9 protein-coding genes and 1 other RNA gene are annotated in these 20056 nt (G+C 52.2%); 5 read left to right on the top strand and 5 right to left on the bottom strand.

Going from position 1 to position 20056, the window contains the following annotated elements; all coding sequences use genetic code 11:
- Nucleotides 1-37 precede the first annotated feature (37 nt).
- Nucleotides 38-2344 (top strand): GMC oxidoreductase, encoded by a 2307-nt coding sequence (locus SH302x_RS09720; protein ID WP_479368530.1) that lies wholly within the window; start codon nucleotides 38-40, stop codon nucleotides 2342-2344.
- On the opposite strand, the gene SH302x_RS09715 is transcribed toward SH302x_RS09720, so the two are convergent.
- Genes SH302x_RS09715 through SH302x_RS09705 form a run of 3 tightly spaced genes read right to left on the bottom strand, consistent with a single transcriptional unit; the run spans nucleotide 2335 to nucleotide 10842 of the window.
- Entirely contained in the window at nucleotides 2335-6561 is a 4227-nt protein-coding gene (locus tag SH302x_RS09715; protein ID WP_479368529.1) for a bifunctional serine/threonine-protein kinase/formylglycine-generating enzyme family protein, read from the bottom strand. The genes SH302x_RS09720 and SH302x_RS09715 overlap by 10 nt on opposite strands.
- Nucleotides 6562-6593: 32 nt before the next feature.
- Entirely contained in the window at nucleotides 6594-8027 is a 1434-nt protein-coding gene (locus SH302x_RS09710) for an aldehyde dehydrogenase family protein (protein ID WP_479368528.1), read from the bottom strand.
- Between the two features lie 37 nt (nucleotides 8028-8064).
- Complete coding sequence (locus SH302x_RS09705; RefSeq protein ID WP_479368527.1) at nucleotides 8065-10842, bottom strand: M16 family metallopeptidase; 2778 nt, start codon at nucleotides 10840-10842, stop codon at nucleotides 8065-8067.
- Nucleotides 10843-11041: 199 nt separating this feature from the next.
- Here SH302x_RS09705 and SH302x_RS09700 point away from each other — a divergent pair, with 199 nt between their 5' ends.
- Complete coding sequence (locus tag SH302x_RS09700) at nucleotides 11042-11371, top strand: Rieske (2Fe-2S) protein (RefSeq protein WP_479368526.1); 330 nt, start codon at nucleotides 11042-11044, stop codon at nucleotides 11369-11371.
- Nucleotides 11372-11541: 170 nt separating this feature from the next.
- Entirely contained in the window at nucleotides 11542-14337 is a 2796-nt protein-coding gene (locus tag SH302x_RS09695; protein WP_479369259.1) for a 2-oxoglutarate dehydrogenase E1 component, read from the top strand.
- 168 nt (nucleotides 14338-14505) lie between these two features.
- Here the strand turns inward: SH302x_RS09695 and SH302x_RS09690 are convergent, their stop codons facing one another.
- Nucleotides 14506-17220 (bottom strand): cation-transporting P-type ATPase, encoded by a 2715-nt coding sequence (locus SH302x_RS09690; protein ID WP_479368525.1) that lies wholly within the window; start codon nucleotides 17218-17220, stop codon nucleotides 14506-14508.
- 292 nt (nucleotides 17221-17512) lie between these two features.
- On the opposite strand from SH302x_RS09690, the gene SH302x_RS09685 reads away from it, so the two are divergent.
- Together SH302x_RS09685 and SH302x_RS09680 are read left to right on the top strand one after the other, a co-directional pair.
- A complete protein-coding gene (locus SH302x_RS09685; protein ID WP_479368524.1) occupies nucleotides 17513-18163 on the top strand; it encodes an MtnX-like HAD-IB family phosphatase in 651 nt (216 codons plus the stop codon).
- A gap of 4 nt (nucleotides 18164-18167) precedes the next feature.
- Nucleotides 18168-19220 (top strand): iron-containing alcohol dehydrogenase family protein, encoded by a 1053-nt coding sequence (locus SH302x_RS09680; RefSeq protein WP_479368523.1) that lies wholly within the window; start codon nucleotides 18168-18170, stop codon nucleotides 19218-19220.
- A gap of 215 nt (nucleotides 19221-19435) precedes the next feature.
- Here the strand turns inward: SH302x_RS09680 and ssrA are convergent.
- Nucleotides 19436-19796, bottom strand: a transfer-messenger RNA (tmRNA) gene (ssrA, locus tag SH302x_RS09675).
- Between the last annotated feature and the right edge of the window lie 260 nt (nucleotides 19797-20056).

Raw genomic sequence — 20056 nt, 5'->3', positions numbered from 1 at the left:
AGAACTCTTTAGAAGCAGAGCTTAATACGGGAATTCCATGAACCAAGACTCGCTCGAAAAATCCGTGCATGATAAATGGCTCTACCATAGTGGACTCAGCGCCCCGCCTGAAGAGCCTCGCGAAATCAAAGCCAAGCGAATGCGAGGCGAATTCGATGATCTTCCAGATCGACGTCTCAGGTTCAAGAGCATCAAATATGATGGAAGCACTCAGTTGACGCTTCGTTCCGACGCCGAAATGAGCTTCACGGTGGATCGACCTGGCTCATACTCGCTGATCAATGGGATGCATTGCTGGGATTTCGACTTGCCGCGAAAGATCTTCTCAGGCGAATTCTTCTACAAGCTTTTGTTCAATGGCGTATTCTGGCAAGTTGGTCACGACCGAAAGTATGAATGGAGCGATACATACGTTGAAGTCACCGACAATGAGGTCATGTTCGGATACGAGATTCACTTTCAAACCGATCGATGGAGACCATCGCATTTGATAACAGCTCGCACCAGCGTCGATGGTGAGACACGTGATATCTATGGTTCTTTTGGGCGGGTAAAGCTTGGCCAATGGCAATTTGTGTTTGAGTATGACCAATACCCACCTTCCTTTCAGGCCTCTTTAGTCCTCGACCGATCCACAGTCGCCGATCATATGCCGTTTACGCTCAATCAACAAAGCCCGGTGGTCTATGTGAATGATGCTTCGATTTCATTTGCCCAAACACCATCGGCCTACACGCATCATTACGAGAACTTTGTATCCATCGAGACTGACGCGGAACAGCGTTTAGTGCGCAGAATGCCCCGTGAGACCGAGGAGTTTGACCTTATCGTGCTGGGATCTGGCATGGGAGGAGGCGTGTTGGCCGACGCAGTCAGTGACCTTGGCCACCGCGTTTTAATCATTGAAGCAGGCGGTATCAGGTACCCTGTTCATATGAACGAACTTCCCCGCGAAGATAGGGATCCTGTTCAGCGCGACCGACTGGGACACTATGTAATAAGAAGTGAATGCACCGATTGGTTCGATGGCGGCGTCACCTTCAATCTTGGCGGCAGGTCCGTCTATTGGTCGGGCCTGATTCCTCGCATGATGGACTGGGAGTTTCGCGAACAATGGCCATGTTCCATCCGAGACTATTTTCTCAATGCCGACACCAACAGTTTGACGGGATACGACCATGCCGAACGACTTGTTCGGTCGCGAGAGCGGTTAGGGCCATTTCAAGACTGCGTGGTCAAACATTTAAACGCTACTCTTTCGGACTTTTTAACCATCGATTTGCCTCGGTCGATCCATCAACCAAATATCTCCAAGAGTAACGGAACCATTCAACTTGAAAACGTATTAATGAGATCGACTGGTTGTTTCTCCACTGCTGATTTACTACTGGATTCTTTAGGGCATAACGCCCCCGCTGGTTACCACCAATTGTATGTTGCACTGCATCATTTCATCACTCATTTGACGCACGATGACCGAAAAGTGACCGGCGTTGTTTGCCAAGACCTGGTCGCGCGCCGCCAACGAACTTATCGTGGCAAATTCATTGCCTTATGTTGTGGCTCCGTCGAGTCTCCGAAGATTGCAATCAACAGCCAACTGAACGATCCAAACTCACTGTTCGGCGTTGGCTTCAGCGACCACCCTGCCTATTTCTACCAGAACAAGCACCAACTGCCCACGACCGGCCCGTTGGCTTGGTTAGGCGCATTGAATGGGCATGCAAAATTGTTGATTCGTCATAAAGAAGCGACCATACTGGAACATTCCTATCACATGGAAGTGTTGATTAATCCCAAATACTGGGATCTGCGTCATGCCGACGACGACTTGCAAGCCCTCACGCTCGATAGTACGCACCCATCGACTGTTGAATTAAAGTTTATCTTCGATAGCGAATTGGACGACAGGAACAAGATTCAAGCCTCCGGGGCGAGTGAGAAAGTAAGTATCTGCATTCATCCCAATACCAGTAGAAAATGCTATAAACAAGAAATGATTCGAGTTCGAAACCAAGTCTTGTTAGCCCTTGGGATACCAGCATCGGAACTTTCGACGGATTGGATAAAATCGGAGTGGAGCGAAGGTATCAAAGGCACAGTCCACCACGCGGGTGGATCGCTGCGATGTTCCGCCAATGGCAGCGGAGTTGTTGACTCAAATCTTAAGTTTGAAGCATACGATAACCTGTACTGCTGCGACGTATCTGTGTTCCCAACCATTCCTGCCGCAAACCCAAGCTTGACGTTAATTGGGCTTGCGCAGCGATTGGCGACTCACTTGTCGTCTAAGATAAAAGCATCCGCGACAGAATCAAATGGCGGGTCGCCCAACTACTCTTGATCAAAGATTCGCCGAACAACTCGAAAGCCATCTGCGCCTGTCTTGTGAGCAGCGGCGTTGGCAATCGTGGCGTTCCAACCTATCAGCTCGATTTCATTTAAATAAGTACCACCTCGCAAGAAGCGCCGCTCCTCGCCGACCAGTTCCGTACCAGATGGGTCGGGCGTATCGTGGCTCCATTCCCACACATTACCCTGCATGTCGAATAGACCTAGTGGGTTGGGACGCAACGATCCAACTGGATGTGTTCTCAAGCCCGAGTTACTGAGCGACCATGCGTAGCGGTTGGCGAGCGATCGCTCATTGCCCCAACTCCATTTGGAATGCGTTCCAGCACGGACACAATAATCCCACTCGGCTGTCATCGGTAAACGAAAACCTTGCCTCGTAGCGATGTCGTGAGGAATCATCATCCCGGGTTGATACTTGCCAGACGCATCGGGTAGATAACACCACTGGTCGGGTGGCAAGCCAGCCTGCTCGCTCAACCAATTGCAGTAAGCCACCGCATCAAACCACGTGACTTCATTCACTGGACAATCGGTAGTCGGTGCGGTTTGATGGTCGTAGTAATGCTGCGGACGAAATCGCAAAAATTCTTCGACGGTCACTTCGCAGGCACTGATCTGGAATGGGAAAGGCAGAGGTTCTCCTTCGACGGCAGCTACATCCGCTAGTGGCATCCGAATCATTCGGCGCAACGGAGAATCCTGCGCGGCTGAAAAATGCCGATCTCCCAGCGAGCGCAGCCAAGCGCACGTTGACTTCGCCTCTTCGGTTTCGCTTGCTTCGGCGATGATTTCATCTGTCAGTTGCAGAAGGCGTTGCCGGTCCGCGCCGGACAACCCTTGCTCGACCAGATTCCCTAGACAAAGCAATATCCCAGCGCGTTGGCCTGACCGAGCCTCAGGCGCTTGTAGCTCGCTTAACTTCCGCAGGTAATCATCAAAGCTTAAGTCCGTCGCTTCCAGCTCGGAAATAGTTTGTGAACGCAGCGATGGATCGGACGTTTGCTCCAGTAAATTTAATACCGACTGCCAATCCCCTAACTCCGCTAAAGCTGCGGCAGCGACTGCCCGTGATTGGACCTTCTGCACAGACGCTGAATTGGCGAATTCACGTAGCTGCTTGAGATTGTCTGTGTCCCCATGACTAAACTGTCGGGCCAAGGCAACCAGTCGTGAACGCTGGACAGCAGTGGGCTGCGCGACAATGCGTTGCGCCACGGCATCAAGCATGGAGTCTGAGACCAAGTCAAGTAAACTTGCCCATCGTTCGCTGGCAGCGAACGATTCTTCAATCAATGCCGCAGCAATGCGAGGTGCAAACCGTGGCCAGCGTGGATCACTTGCCGATCGGTAAGCTAAGAATCCCGCAGCCCTTAAGGATGCGTCCTGGCCGGTATGCAAATCTTCGAGCACACTCCAAAAGAAGTCGTCACGTTGATTGTCTTCAAATGACAACAACTCTCGAGCTACATCAATGGACTCTGCATCTCGCCATAGTAAATCCTGGCATAGACGCGGATCATGTTCTTGCTTGAGCACTGATTTTGCCAACCGCAAACGAAACTGCTCATCCGTCAGCGTTTCTGTGTCCAGAAGAAGGCCAAGCGTCGGACGTTCAACGATGCCACGTTGTATCAAGCTCAGCACACCAGTCCCATTGGCTTTCAATTCTTCAACAGACTCTGGAATCGCATGAACGGGAGTCGCCAGCAACCGCTTAAACGCAATGTTGGCTTCGATCTGTCGAAGCTGAGTTATCGCCAACAACGAAACTCCGACAATCAGCACGGTGAAGAATGCGAAACGTTGTCCCAGTTGCCGCCCCGCGGTCTTCATCATCGCAGTTTGCGGTCCAGTCCACCTTCGAGAAGGAACAAACCATCGAATGAAGGCCCACTCCCACCATGAAGGTAGCAGTTTTTTGTCGTGATGCACCGACCAAAATCGCGACGTCTCTTCCAAGCGCAGTTGAGCTCGTCCTGACCACGATCGTCGCTGTTGCTGTGCCAACCAAGTTCGAATTGGAGCGACCAAGTAGTCATGCGTCAATTGATATGTTGGCTCGAAAGCCACCGCATCGGGGCTTGTTTCCGGATCTGCTTCTTGAGCAACGGGCGTAATCAATCGCAGTTCGTGATCCAGCAACTTGAGCAAGTCAGCGAATTCACGCTGATCTGGATAGGCTGCTTCGAGTTTCAGTTGAGCGACATTGCACTGGCTGCCTTTAATGTCTGAATCCGTTTTTGATATCAACGCGGAGAGGATACGTTGAACTCCAGCAGTATGTCGCTTCTGACGGGAAGGTGCTTCTGGCACGGAAAAGTTCTCGTTCAGGAAAGCGACCCCAATTCCTTCGCAACCGCCGACAAATTCAAGGTTCTTCACAGACCACTGCTTGTCCTTCATCATCTGGCCGAACATTGCCAAACGAACAGGGACGACACGCCCGCGCTCAGCCAGATCCTCGATCGCGCGGTCAAGGAATGCGTTCTGCGAATACGTCAGCTCCGAATCTAATTTGGGCAAGCTGCCGTATGCTCGACCGACTAAGGTTAGTACATATCGAGCGTGCCCTTCGTCGAACAGATCGATCAAGCTCGCGTTCTGGCCTTCCCGAACCTCAATTTCCACTTCGCGCAACAGTCGACTGACAGCGACCCAAAAATCATCACGGACCAACAAGATGCACTGCAGATGTATACCGTCGCATTGTCGCAATGCAGCTACCAGTTCACTCCTTTGGAAGCTTGAGCGTGGATTAAGCCACTGCTCGAACTGATCCAAGAAGATGACAACCTTGCGTTGGTGCAAACGCGTCTGGCCAGTTCGAATTTTGGCGAACGCCTCGGTGATCGTTCGCGCTGCCAGCAGGGAACCGTCCAGACGTCGCAAGGCTCGCAAGAGCGTCGATTCGGTATCGTGCCCCGTAGACTCAATCATTACAGGACAAACCTGCGATGATAAGCGCGGGATCAACCCAGCGCGAATGAGCGATGATTTGCCACAACCGGACGGGCCATAAATCACTCCGATCGGTTCAGCACGATCGGCTCGCAGTTCTTCAACCATCTTTTTGAGAAAGCGTACGCGTTCCGGAACACCGTAGCGATCGAATGGCCCAGGCAGCAAACTGAGGAAGAAATCCGCGTCTTCTTCATCAAAGGCACGCAATCCCTTGGGGATAACCTGCGGGCTAGCAAGATTGACCTTGCTGGCAGTCGCTTCCGGCAACCTTACATTCCGATCCACTTCGGTTGCTAAGCCTTCATGAGTCTTCGTCCCAGCAGACTGATTTAAAAACGCGTCCAGATCTTCGGCAAAGTCCAAGCCTGTGGTATAGCGATCCGAAGCACGTTTGGCGATCGCGCGCAGACAGATCCGCTCTAGCTCTTTTGGTATCGAATCATCGATTTGGCGAAGCGGTTTGGGTTCCTGATACGCAATCGCATCCAGCACTTCCCGTGGACTTGAAGCAGAACACGGCATGCGCCCTGAAAGCATCCGATATAGCACAACGCCAAGACTATAGATGTCCGAGCGTCCGTCGACTAAATGCCCTTCACCACGTGCTTGCTCCGGACTCATATACGATGGAGTGCCCGCAAAGCCGCTGCCTTTGCCAAAAGTCTGGTCATTCATCGCCAAACCAAAGTCGATTAAGACTGGCTTGCCTGTACTGTCTAACAGGATATTCCCTGGCTTCACATCGCGATGGATGATGCCGTGGCGATGGGCGCAGTGCAGTGCTAGAGCAATATCGCGACAGATCTTGACGGCAGTTCCAACATCCAAAACTTGTGTGCTGAGCGTATGAGCGAGCGAATAGCCGTCGATAAACTTGGTCACAAAATAGCATGCAACGTGATCATCACGCCCGCAGTCGAAGATGGGCACAATGTTCGGATGGTCAAGCTGTGCGATCAGTTGTGCTTCGCTGAGATAGCGGTCAACTAGTTCGACACTATGCACGAAATCGGGCAACGGAACTTTAACGGCGACGTCCCGTTTGAGCTCCTTGTCCCAAGCTCGGTAGACCGTGCCGAACCCGCCGCTACCTAGAACAGAACGAATTTCATATCTGCCGACGGATTGTCCAGCGGCGAGCGGGGCGGCAACCTGCGAATCGACCGTTACGCACGAGGTTAGTTCACCAAGTCCGTTCAACTGTGTCGAGTCTACCTGTTTGCTCTGCGGACCCGCATTTGACATTAATTGTGCATCCCGTAAGGCGATGCGAGAAACTAGACCACAGCCGTTTGCGGTACGACTTGATAAGCTCGCGAGCGGTACAAGAAATCGATCAAATTACCTTCGTGCGGCTGCAACCAGTTCAATCGATTGGTCGGCATGGCTCCGATATTCAAACGATCAATATGCACCGCATCGGTTAATTCACTGATCCATTGCTCGTCATTGGTGATCGCACTGCAAACAAGCGTTGGACCTATAGATTTTAGCATATCCTTCTGCGTACATTTTACAATGGATGCAAAAGGAAACATGTACTCTTTGCTTGCCACAGCCCGTGCCGGAGAATCGGCGTGGACCACCATCGGACGCAAATAAGCGCAGCGTTCCTTTTCAATAAGCCGATCGCCAAAGCTCTCGGTGCAATTGATCACGCCGCTTTCGGCCAGATCCTGCTGGACCATAGCCCAGGTACCAGTTGCCATCGCGGGATTGGTAAAGGCTGCTAATTCTGCGGTGTTGTCGCCTGGACTCTTGACCTCAACAGGACCAAGTCGCTGGGCAAGAGCTTCGGCGATTTCTTTGGTGTGACGTGAGGCCCAAACGCCTGAGGCATTGATACAACTGCGTCCGGAGTTGCTCAAAATACTTTCGACCATCATGTCCAAATAGTCTTCCCATTGATCAACACAATCGTCGCCCAAGAGGATCTTCGAAAAACCAGGACCGTGCGCTTGAACCTTGGGGTTACCCGCATATTGATTGACGGTCTGAGCACTTCCAAAGATCATCGACCTGTCGCATCGGCCCAAAATTCCACTGCCGACGTCATGTCCACCGGGGTACAAGCAGAACGCTTCGGCAGGAACTCCCGCTTGGATGAAGGCATGGATCATGCGGTAGGGTGTCCACGGTTCTTGCGAACCGGGTTTTAAAACCAAGCCGACTTGCAGCGGAACCGCAGGCAGCCAGAGCGTATGCACGCCAGGTGAGTTGTTGGGCAGTACAGCGCCCAAAACGGGTGATTGGCATTGGTAAGAAACGATCACTCCACGTCCTTCTTCCCCCCACCCGCGAGCGAAAATCTCAAGATCTAGACCACGCGTTAGTGCATCTAAGATTTGCGGCATGTTGGCCAGCACGAAAGCATTCTTTTTGAGGTTGCTGCGGCACATGTGCTCCGGCAAGCCTGTGCTGGCCGACTGCTGGTGTACAAAGTCATCGACCGTCTGATCTTGGTCGCCGATTTTGACCGTACCATTGGCGAACAATTCGCCTGCGACGCGGACTTTCTCCAACAGTTCCGCTGGACTCAATGACTTCAATGCCGCCCGCGCGTTAGCAGCTTTGCGCATATCCATTTGGACCATGCCGCCGTTGACTTGACCAACTTTTGCAATTGGTTCGCCGGTTTCGAAATGAATAACGTCCTGCGTTTCCAAGGACTGGTACGGTTTGCCCCAGCGGAGCGGTTGTAGATGGATCATGGGAATGTTGGGGGGAAGGTGGGAAATGAAATGAAGCTTACTGACTCACAGGGACCGTTGGGTCCACGGAATCTTCTACTGGTTGAGCACTTGCGAAATCGCCTGCCGTCGCGATGACCAAACGATCGGGATCAATGTACTTTTTGATCGCTGCATTGACTTCATCAACGGTCAAAGCGGCAATCTTGGATTCCTGATCCTTCACAAACATCATATCGCGTTTGGCAAACAGATTGGTGGACAGCAAACTGACAATTCCGCGATCGTCCGCTCGGCTGACCTGCGTGCTTTGCAAGTAACCCGCAATCGCTCGCTCTAGTTCATCGGATTGGACGCCATCCTGGACCAGTTTACGTACTTCTTCTTCAATAACGCTTACCAATTGCTCGCGTTTTGACGGATTGCTGATGGCGTAGATTGTAAAGACCGCGCGATTGTCGATTGGATGAGCTTGCACGCCGCTGGCTACGCCATAGGAGAGCCCTTCGTTCTGTCGCACGCGATCTCCCAGTCGCGAAGAGAGTGCGCCGCCACCGAGGATATAGTTTCCAAGTGTCAGTGCAGGATAATCTGGATCGGAATCTCGCAGAGCAAATTGCTTTTGTGCATAGTACATCGAGTTCGCTTTGTCTGGCGTTTCGATCACGATGTTTTGTCCGGCCACGGCTACATTCGCAGCTCGATCAACGCGGATAAAGGCGACTTCCGATTTCCAGCCGTCAATGATTCGCTTAATTGATGCCAGGACTGCATCTTGGTCAAATTGGCCTACAATTGCGAGTTCCCCGTGCTGACCACTGATTTGCTTTTGGTACAAATCGTGGACATCCTTGACCGTCAGCTTTTGGTAGTCTTCGATATCTTCTTCGATTGACGAAACGTAATGGATGTGCCCTCGCGGCTTTTGGTTCAAAGCACGGGCAACCGCAGTGGGCGCAAGCGCGTTGGGCTCGCTGAGCTGTGATTGGAGTTCGACGATGGTCTCGTCGCGTACAATCGAGAACTCTTTGGCATCAAATGCAGGGCGTCGTAAGACCGATTCGACCACCGAAAGGACTTCGACCAACGTCTCCTCCTTGGTTTGGATGCGAACCGTCAGTAACTGCGGTTGTGAAGAGAAGCTTACGTTGGCAAACAATGCGTCCAGCTTGTCGCGCAACTCCTGGTAAGTGTAATTGGCTGAACCGCGACGCATGCTGGCCGCCAGCATACTGCAGGCAGCGCTTTTGCCGAACAAAGAGTCCTCGGTGCCAAAACGCAAGTTCAAGACAACATTGACTGAACCGCCACGGCTCTTCTTAGGAATAATTGCGTAAGGGAAATTGTCATGGAATTGGCCAAAGACCGTGCGTGCTTGGATATTCTCTGGTGTGTTTTCGAATGCTTCTCCTTGCACGACTGCTTCGCGTCCTTTGTAGTCGGCCAGCATATTGGAGACATCGCGTTTCTCAGGAACCAACAAACGCTCTGACTTTTCAGTTGGAATGAATAGACCGACGGTTCGGTTCTGGCCGTTGAGATAATACTCTGCGGCCTTCTGTACATCCGCGACAGTCACCGCTTCCAAGCGATCGCGGTGCAAGAAGTACAAACGCCAGTCGCCTTGGGCAGCCCACTCGCTCAGTTCAACGGCCAGCGACGTAATATTGCTGGCCGCCAGCTCTCGCGCCTTCAGCAGTTGCTGTCGGCAGCGGTCCACCTCAACTTGGGTAATGGGATTTTCCTTTAAAGACGACTCCAGCGTTTCAATCATGGTCGCTCGAGCGTCCTCCAAAGATTTGTCCTTAGGGACTTCCGACAGAAAGAACATCAGACCCGGATCGTGCAGAGCCATGGTGCCACCGTAGATACTGGTTGCTTTCTTGGTCTCCACCAACGCTTTATACAAGCGCCCGCCGGGTTCGTCGGCCAATATCGTGCCCAAGATATCTACTGCAGCATACGTCGGATCACTGCCCGCAGGAATATGGTAAGCCGTACCCACCAATTGCGAGTCACCTACACGTCGCACAACCGTTGTTCGCTCACCATCCTGCGGTGGCTCCACCGTGTAAGTGCGATCGATCGCTCCGGCTGGATTTTCAAGGATACCAAAGTATTTCTGGACCAACTGCAAGGCGTTCTCGGGATCGAATTTGCCAGCGATCACCAACATGACGTTGTCTGGTCGATAGTACTTTTTGTAGAAACGGCGGAGTGCGTCGATAGGTACACGTTCGATATCGCTGCGATTCCCAATCGTCGACTTACCGTAGTTGTGCCAATCGTAGGCGGCGGCAAACAGGCGTTGTTGCAGCACTCGCTCGGCCGAATCCTCGCCGCGCTCGAACTCGCTGCGAACCACCGTCATCTCGGTCGTGAGATCTTCGCCGCGGACTTTCGAATTCACTAGCCGGTCCGCTTCTAAAGCGATCGCAAACTCCAAATTATCGTCAGTGGCGTTGAGCGACTCGTAATAGTTTGTACGATCAAACCAGGTCGTACCATTGAACTGAGCACCGCGTGTTTTGAGCGCTTTAGGAATCTCTGGATTGAGCTCAGTGCCCTTGAACAGCATGTGTTCCAGCAGGTGAGCCATTCCCGCTTCGCCATAGCCTTCGTGACGGGAACCGACGAAAACAGTCATATTGATTGTCACCGTAGGTTTGCTATCGTCGGGAAACAGCAGCACTTGCAATCCATTGTCGAGTCGAAACTCGCTGATGCCTTCGATGCTTTGTACGAATTCCGGCATTTCGTTGTCCGCGTGAGAAAGTTTGGGTAAAAGGGCAATGAGCAATCCACCGCAGATGGCCAATCGGGTAAGAAGACGCATCTTCGCTAGCTCCTAGAATGCATGGGTAATATTGCTTGGTCGACGTGCTGCCATCGCAGCCACGTCGCGGTATTATAGCGGCGCGGCGCGTCTTTACGACAGCCTTAGCTGACAGGAATCTTTGTTTCAGGCATCTGAGGGATCAGTTCAATGGAATCGTTCCACCTTATGCTAGATGGCAGACTGGGAGTAAGTAGATATGGAACACGAAACCAAGAATGTGAAATGGCAGCGCGTCGGGACTTTGGAGCAATTGCAGCTTCAAACGGCGACGGAGTTTGTCATCGGCGAGCGGATCATTGCGATTTTCCAGGATGCTGGCCGCTGGTTCGCCATGGACTCGGTTTGTGCACACCAGGGTGGCCCACTGGCTAAAGGTTTCGTAGCAGACGGTTGCGTAACCTGCCCTTGGCACGGTTGGCAGTATGAGCTGGAGACGGGGTGCAACACCGTGACCAAAAAGCGGATGCTGGAGACCTACCCTGTGCGGATCGCACAGCAGTGTCTGGAGATTGGAATCCCGGTGTAGAAACGTGGGAAAAACCGCCGGAAGTTGGCGAATTAGTCTATGCGACAAATTTTCCCTGTCGTTATACTCAATGGTAAGAATCTACTGTTCGACCGTCGCGCGGATCCTCCTCCCACCAATTAGATGTTTTGGTGATCCGGTTGAATTGAGGTAGAAGGAGTTACTTCAACATTCAGAGCGATATCAACGTCGCAGTCACAACACAGCAAACGCAACACAACATGAACACCTATTCCCTGGACTACATTGATGACCTGTACGTCCAGTATGTAGAAGATCCTCAAAGCGTCGATGAAAAATGGCGAAAGTATTTTGAGGAGTTCTCTTTGGCATCCCAGCGGCAGACGGCAGCCGGGAATTCGGCAGTCGCAACCACTGGCGAAGAAGATGAAATACTGTGGTTGGCGCGGATGCAAGAACGCGTCGATCAATTGGTTCGCGAGTATCGCGTCCGCGGACACCTGCTGGCTCGCGTCGATCCGCTTGATTTGAAACGAGCAGGGCAAACCCAGATCGATGCCCTGGCCTATGGGCTTTCCGAGGAAGACCTTAACCGCCCATTTGCAGCACCAACCGCCGAATATACCAATGGCCGCACCGTTGGTGATATCCTGCAAAAGCTACGAAACACCTACTGCCGCAGTATCGGTGCCCAGTTCACGCACATCGACGATCGCAACATCCGTGACTGGTTGCAACGGCGCATGGAAAGCACCGAGAACCGACTGGAGCTGACTCGGGCCACTCAAGTTCGACTTTACCAGCGACTAGCGGACGCCGAAATCTTCGAATCTTTCGTCCGAAAGAAATTCGTGGGAGCTAAAACGTTCTCGCTCGAAGGTTCGGAAAGCTTGATCCCGTTGCTTGACCGAGCTTTGGAGAAAGCTGGCGATCATGGTGTCAAAAGCGTCGTGATGGGTATGGCCCACCGCGGACGATTGAACGTGCTTGCAAACATCATGGGCAAGCGTGCCCAAAGCATTTTCTGGTCCTTCGATGACCCGCGCCCTGAGATGTTTCGCGGCGGTGGTGACGTGAAATATCACATGGGCTACAGCAGCGACTGGCTAACTGCCAGCGGAAACCGCATCCACATATCGCTGTGTTTCAACCCTAGCCACTTGGAATTCGTCAACCCCGTGGTGTTGGGTCGATGCCGCGGCAAACAAGACCGCATGCACGACAGCAAACGCGAAGAAGTGATGTCGATCTTGATCCACGGTGACGCGGCTTTCGCCGGCGAAGGCATCGTCCAAGAAACGCTTAACTTGTCGCAACTGGCCGGTTATCAAACGGGCGGCACACTGCACATTGTGATCAATAACCAAATCGGCTTTACAACCGAGCCATTCGAAGGTCGCAGTTCGACTTATTGCACCGACGTCTTCAAGATGTTGCAAAGCCCGATTTTCCACGTCAACGGAGAAGACCCCGAAGCGGTCGCTCAAGTCGTCGCGCTGGCGATGGATTTCCGCCAGAAATTCCGACGTGATGTCATCATCGACCTCTACGCCTACCGTCGTTTAGGCCACAACGAGAACGACGAACCTCGGTTCACTCAACCAGAAATGTACTCGGTCATCGATTCGCATAAGAGCGTTCGCGAAAGTTATCTGCTGCGACTGCTTCAAATGGGCGAACTGACACGCGAGGAAGCAGAAGAGATCGACAAGGTCCGAAACGAAAAGCTCAGCCGCGAGTTTGAAGCAGCCAAGAATGAGCAGTTTGTTTCCGACCAGCAAAGCTTGGCTCAACATTGGTCCGGATTTTTTGGTGGGCCCGAGCCCGAAGTTGCTCAGACAGTCGAGCCTGTCAGCAAGAAGGCTCTCCAAGGACTGCTCGAAAATCTAACCACCGTGCCGCCGACTTTCAACATTGTTCCAAAGCTGAATCGCTTTATGGAACAACGACGCGATATGGGACGCAACGATAAGCCGCTGGACTGGGCAACCGCCGAATCACTAGCATTCGCGACTCTGCTGCAAGATGGTCACCCAGTACGTTTGTCAGGCCAAGATTGCCAACGTGGGACATTTTCCCAGCGCCACGCCGTTCTCCATGATACGGTGACCAACGAAACCTATACACCGCTTGCCAATTTGCCAAATCAAAAGGCAGCGATTGAAATCATCAATTCGCCGCTCTCAGAAGCCGGCGTGCTCGGTTTCGACTACGGCTACAGCTTAGACTACCCTGAGGGCTTGGTCGCGTGGGAAGCGCAATTCGGCGACTTCTGGAACACCGCTCAAGTCATCGTTGATCAGTTCATCACCAGTGCAGAAGACAAGTGGAAACGACTGTCGAAGCTCGTCATGTTGTTGCCGCATGGTTTCGAAGGTCAAGGCCCTGAGCATTGCAGCGCTCGCCTGGAACGTTTCCTACTGCTCACCGCCGAAGACAACGTGCAGGTCACTCAGCCATCAACACCCGCCCAGTACTATCACCTGTTGCGTCGCCAGTGTAAATCACGCTGGGCCAAACCGTTGATTGTGCTGACTCCCAAGAGTCTCTTGCGCCACCCATTATGCGTTTCGACTTTGGACGATCTCGAAAACGGAAAATTCCAACGCGTGATTCCCGACGTGCGACCTGCAAGTGACCCGACCAAGCGAATCATTTTATGTACGGGCAAGGTCTACTATGACTTGGTCGAGGAACGCGACAAGATTGGATGCAAGAACGTCGCGATAGTTCGTATTGAACAATTCTATCCCTTCCAAACTTCGGCTTTGGTGTCCGCACTTAAGCCGTATGCGGATGGCACCGATTTAGTTTGGTTCCAAGACGAGCCGACCAACATGGGTGCCTGGTACTATGTGAAAGTTCGTTTGGGCGATTTGATCAACCAACGTTTCCCGTTGCGATTGATCTCGCGAGCGGAATCCGCTAGTCCATCCACGGGCTCGGCCAGTGCTCACAAGCTCGAGCAGCGAGAACTCCTGGACCAAGCCTTCGCAGGTCTGTAAAGCAATCGCTCGAAATCGGAGTACCGTACGACGGACGTCCAAGTCCGTCGATACTTCAACGGACAAAAATGTCCGTTAGTACATTTATTCTGAGCAGTTGCCTAACTACCGATCTGCGTCCATCAATCGAAGGCAGATTTCGCTGCAAGCGAAGTCTATTGCAACCTTTTATTCGTTGTAGCGACCGACAAGCTTCTTCTCTAGCTCCACAAGCCACAACACGCTGCTGGATACCGCGATGATCAATAACCATTGATAGAAGGATACCGACTCCAATCCAAATAACGATTGAGATATCGGAAGATACGTATACAGCAATTGCAATACAATTACTAACCCTACCGATATTAGCACGGGCACGCTGCCAAACATCCCGCGAAGACTTAACACGGGAGCTGTCAGAAAGCGGCAATTAAACAGGTAGAACATTTCAAACAGCACGATCGTGTTGACGGCCAACGTCCGCGACAACTCTAAACTGTAGCCTTGGTCACGAGCCCACACAAAAACACCAAATGTACCAACACACATGATCAGCGACACCAAGGCAATCCGCCACAAAAAGTAACGATTCAATAAGTTCGATCCAGGCTTCCGCGGCTTTCGCAACATGACATTGTCCTCAGGTCGCTCAAATGCTAATGCCAACGATAAGGTCACAGCGGTAACCATGTTGACCCAAAGAACTTGAACTGGCGTCAGCGGCAAAGTTCGCCCCAGCAAGATGGCAGCGAAGATCGTTAACGCTTCGCCTCCGTTGGTCGGCAAGATGAACAGCAAGCACTTGCGTAAGTTATCAAAGACCGTTCGACCTTCCTCGACCGCTTTCTTGATCGATGCAAAGTTGTCGTCAGCCAGCACCATCTCCGCCGCTTCTTTGGTAACTTCCGTTCCCTTCAGCCCCATCGCAATGCCGACGTCGGCGCGTTTCAATGCAGGAGCATCGTTGACTCCATCCCCGGTCATCGCAACAACTTGGCCGTGCGATTGGATTGCTTCCACCAGCTTCAACTTGTGTTCAGGACTGACGCGTGCAAACACGTCGCAATCCGCCACCGCGTCCTTCAGCCCGGCAGCATCTAAACCGTCCAGGTCCTGACCGCTAAGTGCCTTCAACCCATTGCCAATTCGCAACTGTTTGCCAATCGCTCGGGCTGTTAGGACGTGATCTCCGGTAATCATCACGACGCGAATTCCAGCCTTTTGGCACACTTGAACCGATTCAATCGCTTCTTCGCGCGGCGGATCAATGATCCCCACTAATCCTAGCAGTATAAGATCCGACTGAACGAAATCGAAACTCATCTTTCCGTCTGGCGAATCGATCGCTTTCATCGCGAGGGCCAACACACGCATGCCTTCAGTCGCCATGGCCTCTTCTTGGCGATGCCACTGGCCAACGTCAATCGCTTCCTTTTGATTTCCATTCAGTTGATAAGAGCAGAAATCAAGCAATCGTTCCGGAGCTCCTTTGACAAAGGCCACCGCCTCGGTAGAAATCGCACTCACTGCTCCAGGTGAGGGCAAGGTGTGCGAGGTAGCCATGAAGCGGTGCTGCGACTCAAAAGGAATCGTGTCCAACATGGGCCACGTGAGCCGCTCTTTCGAAGCATCAAAGCCCGACTTTGCAGCGAGAGTTAGTAAAGCTCCTTCCATCGGATCGCCCTGAGTCTGCCATCGCTGAGACTCTTCTACCAGTTCAGCATCATTGCACAGCAGAGCCGCAAGCGCAAGGGTACGCATATGAGCCATCTCTGTGACATCCAGATCTTCACCAGCTCGCTGCAAAGTACCTGTCGGAGCGTACCCCGTCCCCGTCACCGCTACCTCGCCGTCTGCTAATGCAACCGACGTCACCGTCATTTCATTTTTGGTCAACGTTCCCGTCTTGTCAGAACAGATTACGGTCAAAGCACCGAGGGTATCAACAGCCGCCAGACGTCGTATGATCGCATTGCGCTGAGCCATTCGCCGCACACCCATCGCCAACGTGATCGTCATGATCGCAGGCAGGCCCTCTGGAATCGCGGCAACCGCAAGTGCAATCGTTGCAAAAAGCAGCTCCAACGGCTCCTGCCCGCCGACAACGTAACCGATGCCAAACGTTAGAACAGCAAACAAACCGATAACCATCGCAAGAATGTGTGCAAATCGATTCACCTTCTGAATCAATGGCGTCGAGATCACCGAGGTCTCGCCGACCAAGGTGCTGATCTTGCCCAACTCCGTGGTGCCTCCAGTCTCGACTACGACACCAATACCGCGGCCGGAAGTGATCAATGTGCCAGAAAACGCTAGGCAAACTCGATCTCCCAAATCCGCGCCCGCGTCTACTCCTTCTACCTTCTTTTGCGCTGGCACCGATTCGCCAGTAAGCATCGCTTCATCAATCTGCAACTCGCGCACTTCGATCAAACGCAGATCGGCGGGCACACGGTCGCCTGAAGCAAGCAAGACAATATCGCCAGGCACAAGTTGTTCCGCATCGATTTCTGTCTTCTTGCCACCACGACGTACCGTGGCACGTTGCGACATCATCTCGCGTAAAGCGTCTAACGCCTTCTCCGCTCGGCCCTCCTGAACAAAACCGATAATGGCATTGATGATCACGACGCTAAAGATGACTCCTGCATCCACCCATTTACCAAGACCTGCTTTGAGCAATCCAGCAAACAACAGGATATAGATCAAGACATTATGGAACTGCAACAAGAAACGTATTAAAGGACCTTGCCGACTGGCTTGCGGCAATCGGTTCTCACCATACTTACTCAACCGCGAAGCTATCTCCTGTTCGGCCAACCCATCCCGGTTGCTGCCCAACGCTTCAAGAGCAGCATCGGCTTCGACCGCATGCCAGGACTTGGTTGAAGTTGCATTCATGCTGGATAATCCCATCCTGTTTCTGAGTTCAAGTAGTCTAACTCGGTACGTCAGGTCGATTATGACGACGTAAGCTCTTTGGTAAAGTGGGATTCGAGCGATAACCGAAAACCCTGCGCAATCGATCGGTCGATCTTAAACATCGCACACTCTAGTAGCGACCATGTGCACACTAGCCGCACGGTACTGCCTGAGATTCCTCCCAAGCTTTAGCCAATTGAATATCTATTGACAACCACTACCAATACGTTTCCTCTATAGTGATCTATATGCTCCAAGAGAAAGTGCCCTCATGAACAGCAACAAAGTCTTGGTAACCGACTTTGATGGTACCATCACGCGACACGATTTTTACTTGCTGGCCATCGAACAACTATTACCAAAAAACGGTCCAAACCATTGGGCGGAATATCGAGCTGGTCGCATCACGCATTTTGAAGGCTTACGTCGCTACTTTGCAGATATCGCTGCCACCTCCGGCGAGGTCTTGTCGATCGTTGCTCAAATGCAACCCGACGAACACTTGAGGCAAAGTGTAGAAAGACTGCGGAGCTGTGGTTGGGAGATCTTGGTCGCTTCGGCTGGCTGCGCTTGGTATATCGATCTGCTGCTGAATCAAGCGGAAGTGGAGATGGAAGTGCACGCAAATCCTGGCGAATTCGTTGAGGGAAAAGGGCTGCTGATGCGAGAACCCAAAGACTCTCCCTACTACTCGGCCGAGCTCGGAATTGACAAAGCGAAGATTGTCCGGACCATGTTGGAGCAGGGAAGGACAGTCGCTTACGCTGGCGATGGCCTCCCGGATATTGCACCCGCTAAACTGGTGACGGAAGAATTGCGTTTCGCTCGCGGAGCATTGGCCGACGCTTTGGATCGAGAGCAGCTTGTTTATCAACCCTATGGGACCTGGAGCGATATTGCCGAAGCGATCTTGGAAACCTGACTTCATGATACAGCCCACTCAAATTTCAATCCCGACCTTGGTCCGCGTCAAACCCGGCGCTCTTGATCGGCTTGGCATCTATTTGCAACGCGGACAACACCAGCACATCGCCGTTTTGATGAGCGCAGGTTTCAAAGAACACTTAGTCCACCGCGTTCAAAAAGCATTGTCGGATAGTTTTATCATGGCGGTTCGATGGGTCGAAGTGGATGACTTGTCGCATGAGTACGCGATTAAGCTAAGCGCAGACTTAAAGGACGCCACCGCGATTGTAGGTATCGGTGGAGGAAAGGCGTTAGATGTCGCAAAATACGTTGGCCATTTAGCTAGACTGCCTTACTATGCCGTACCAACCTCGCTTTCCAACGATGGCTTTTGCAGTCCGCAATCCAGCTTGGTTGTCCAAGGCAAACGACATTCGTTGCCTTCGGCGATTCCATTTGCAGTTATCATCGATACTCAAGTGTGCTTACAAGCACCAAAGATACTTACACTCTCTGGCATCGGCGATCTTGTTTCCAAATTCACAGCCGTTGCCGATTGGAAGCTCGCCTTTCACAAATTGGGCGAACCAGTCAATGACTTCGCAACGCTCTTATCTGACGGTTCGATCTACGCCTTTATCAGTCACCCAGAATTTGATCTGGAGGGCATGCGACTACTGGCTACCGCGTTATTGATGAATGGGCTCGCGATGGCGATGTGTGGATCATCGCGCCCGGCCAGCGGCAGCGAACACTTGATCTCGCATGCGTTAGACCAAATCTCCGCACAACCAAAACTGCACGGCTTGCAAGTCGGCGTGGCGACTTACATGATCAGCCAACTGCACCAAGCACACACCGCGCGTATCTCGGAACTTTTGCAAGTGACCGGTTTCTGGGATGTCATCTACCGCGAACCATTTGTCATGAGCGAATGGTTGCACGCAATCGATTTAGCGCCCAGCATTAAGCCCGGGTATTATACAATTCTGTCAGAGCAAACGCAGCGAGAGCGATTGAAACGCATCTTGGTGGAAGATCCGCTGCTCAATCGAGCCTTCATCGGCCCCTAGTTTCGCAAGTAGTAGTCCGGAACAAGAACAACTCGCTTCTCCCTCTCTAAATTTGATGCTCACCGGCTTGTCCGGTCGATTATTGCATCTCTTGCTAGAGTATGTCGTTGAGAAGCGAGTTGCGACGCGAAGCAGGATCTTGTGGCCAGTCGCAGTAGGATTGGTGCGCTGATACACAAAAAAAGCTGACTAGCGATTTCTCGCAAGTCAGCTTTAGATGGAGGCGGCGGGGTTTGAACCCGCGTCCCGTGATACTTCCAAATAGGCTTCTACGTGTGTAGTCGACATTAATTGTTTATCGCCCTACGCGGCCGCCATCGACGGGCTGCTTTGCAAGGCTATCTCGAAACTTATTTAACCACAAGCGTGCCGAGCATGAATTGTGGCGGTTCGGATTTGCGACTGACATTCCGGTGCTTCCGACTGGCTCCGGGTGTCAGGGTAGCCGTAATTAGGCTGCCAGTGCTAGATTTGCATCTGCAGTTACATTTTGATCGGCTTTTTACGTGGCCAACCGACCAACCACGACACGCCACCAAATTCTTCAACTTATCCGGTCGATTCCAAAACGCCCCCGGGTCGAAAAAATCTGATGTACCCGCCCCAATTCCAGGGACAGGCATAACGTCATTTCTCTTCTGCGAATCTCGCAACCAAGCTTCGGCCGCCAACTTTCATCGGCAAGCTTTCCACCAAATCGGCGAATTCTCAAGTAGCAGAATAGCTCTTGCAGAATACATGCCAATGCCAAATTGGCAAAGGCCTTCTCATTGAGAAACTGCCCCAGTGACCAGCTTGGAACGATGAATTCCGAGACCATATTTCCGGGTTGGTGT

Source organism: Njordella calcicola, from assembly GCF_056494125.1.
This window is presented reverse-complemented; position numbering and strand designations above follow the sequence as displayed.

Bases quoted from the DNA above. Each gene is read 5' to 3' on its own strand.
- SH302x_RS09720 (WP_479368530.1), top strand. From the start codon at position 38: ATGAACCAAGACTCGCTCGAAAAATCCGTGCATGATAAATGGCTCTAC.
- SH302x_RS09715 (WP_479368529.1), bottom strand. From the start codon at position 6,561: ATGTCAAATGCGGGTCCGCAGAGCAAACAGGTAGACTCGACACAGTTG.
- SH302x_RS09710 (WP_479368528.1), bottom strand. From the start codon at position 8,027: ATGATCCATCTACAACCGCTCCGCTGGGGCAAACCGTACCAGTCCTTG.
- SH302x_RS09705 (WP_479368527.1), bottom strand. From the start codon at position 10,842: ATGCGTCTTCTTACCCGATTGGCCATCTGCGGTGGATTGCTCATTGCC.
- SH302x_RS09700 (WP_479368526.1), top strand. From the start codon at position 11,042: ATGGAACACGAAACCAAGAATGTGAAATGGCAGCGCGTCGGGACTTTG.
- SH302x_RS09690 (WP_479368525.1), bottom strand. From the start codon at position 17,220: ATGAATGCAACTTCAACCAAGTCCTGGCATGCGGTCGAAGCCGATGCT.
- SH302x_RS09685 (WP_479368524.1), top strand. From the start codon at position 17,513: ATGAACAGCAACAAAGTCTTGGTAACCGACTTTGATGGTACCATCACG.
- SH302x_RS09680 (WP_479368523.1), top strand. From the start codon at position 18,168: ATGATACAGCCCACTCAAATTTCAATCCCGACCTTGGTCCGCGTCAAA.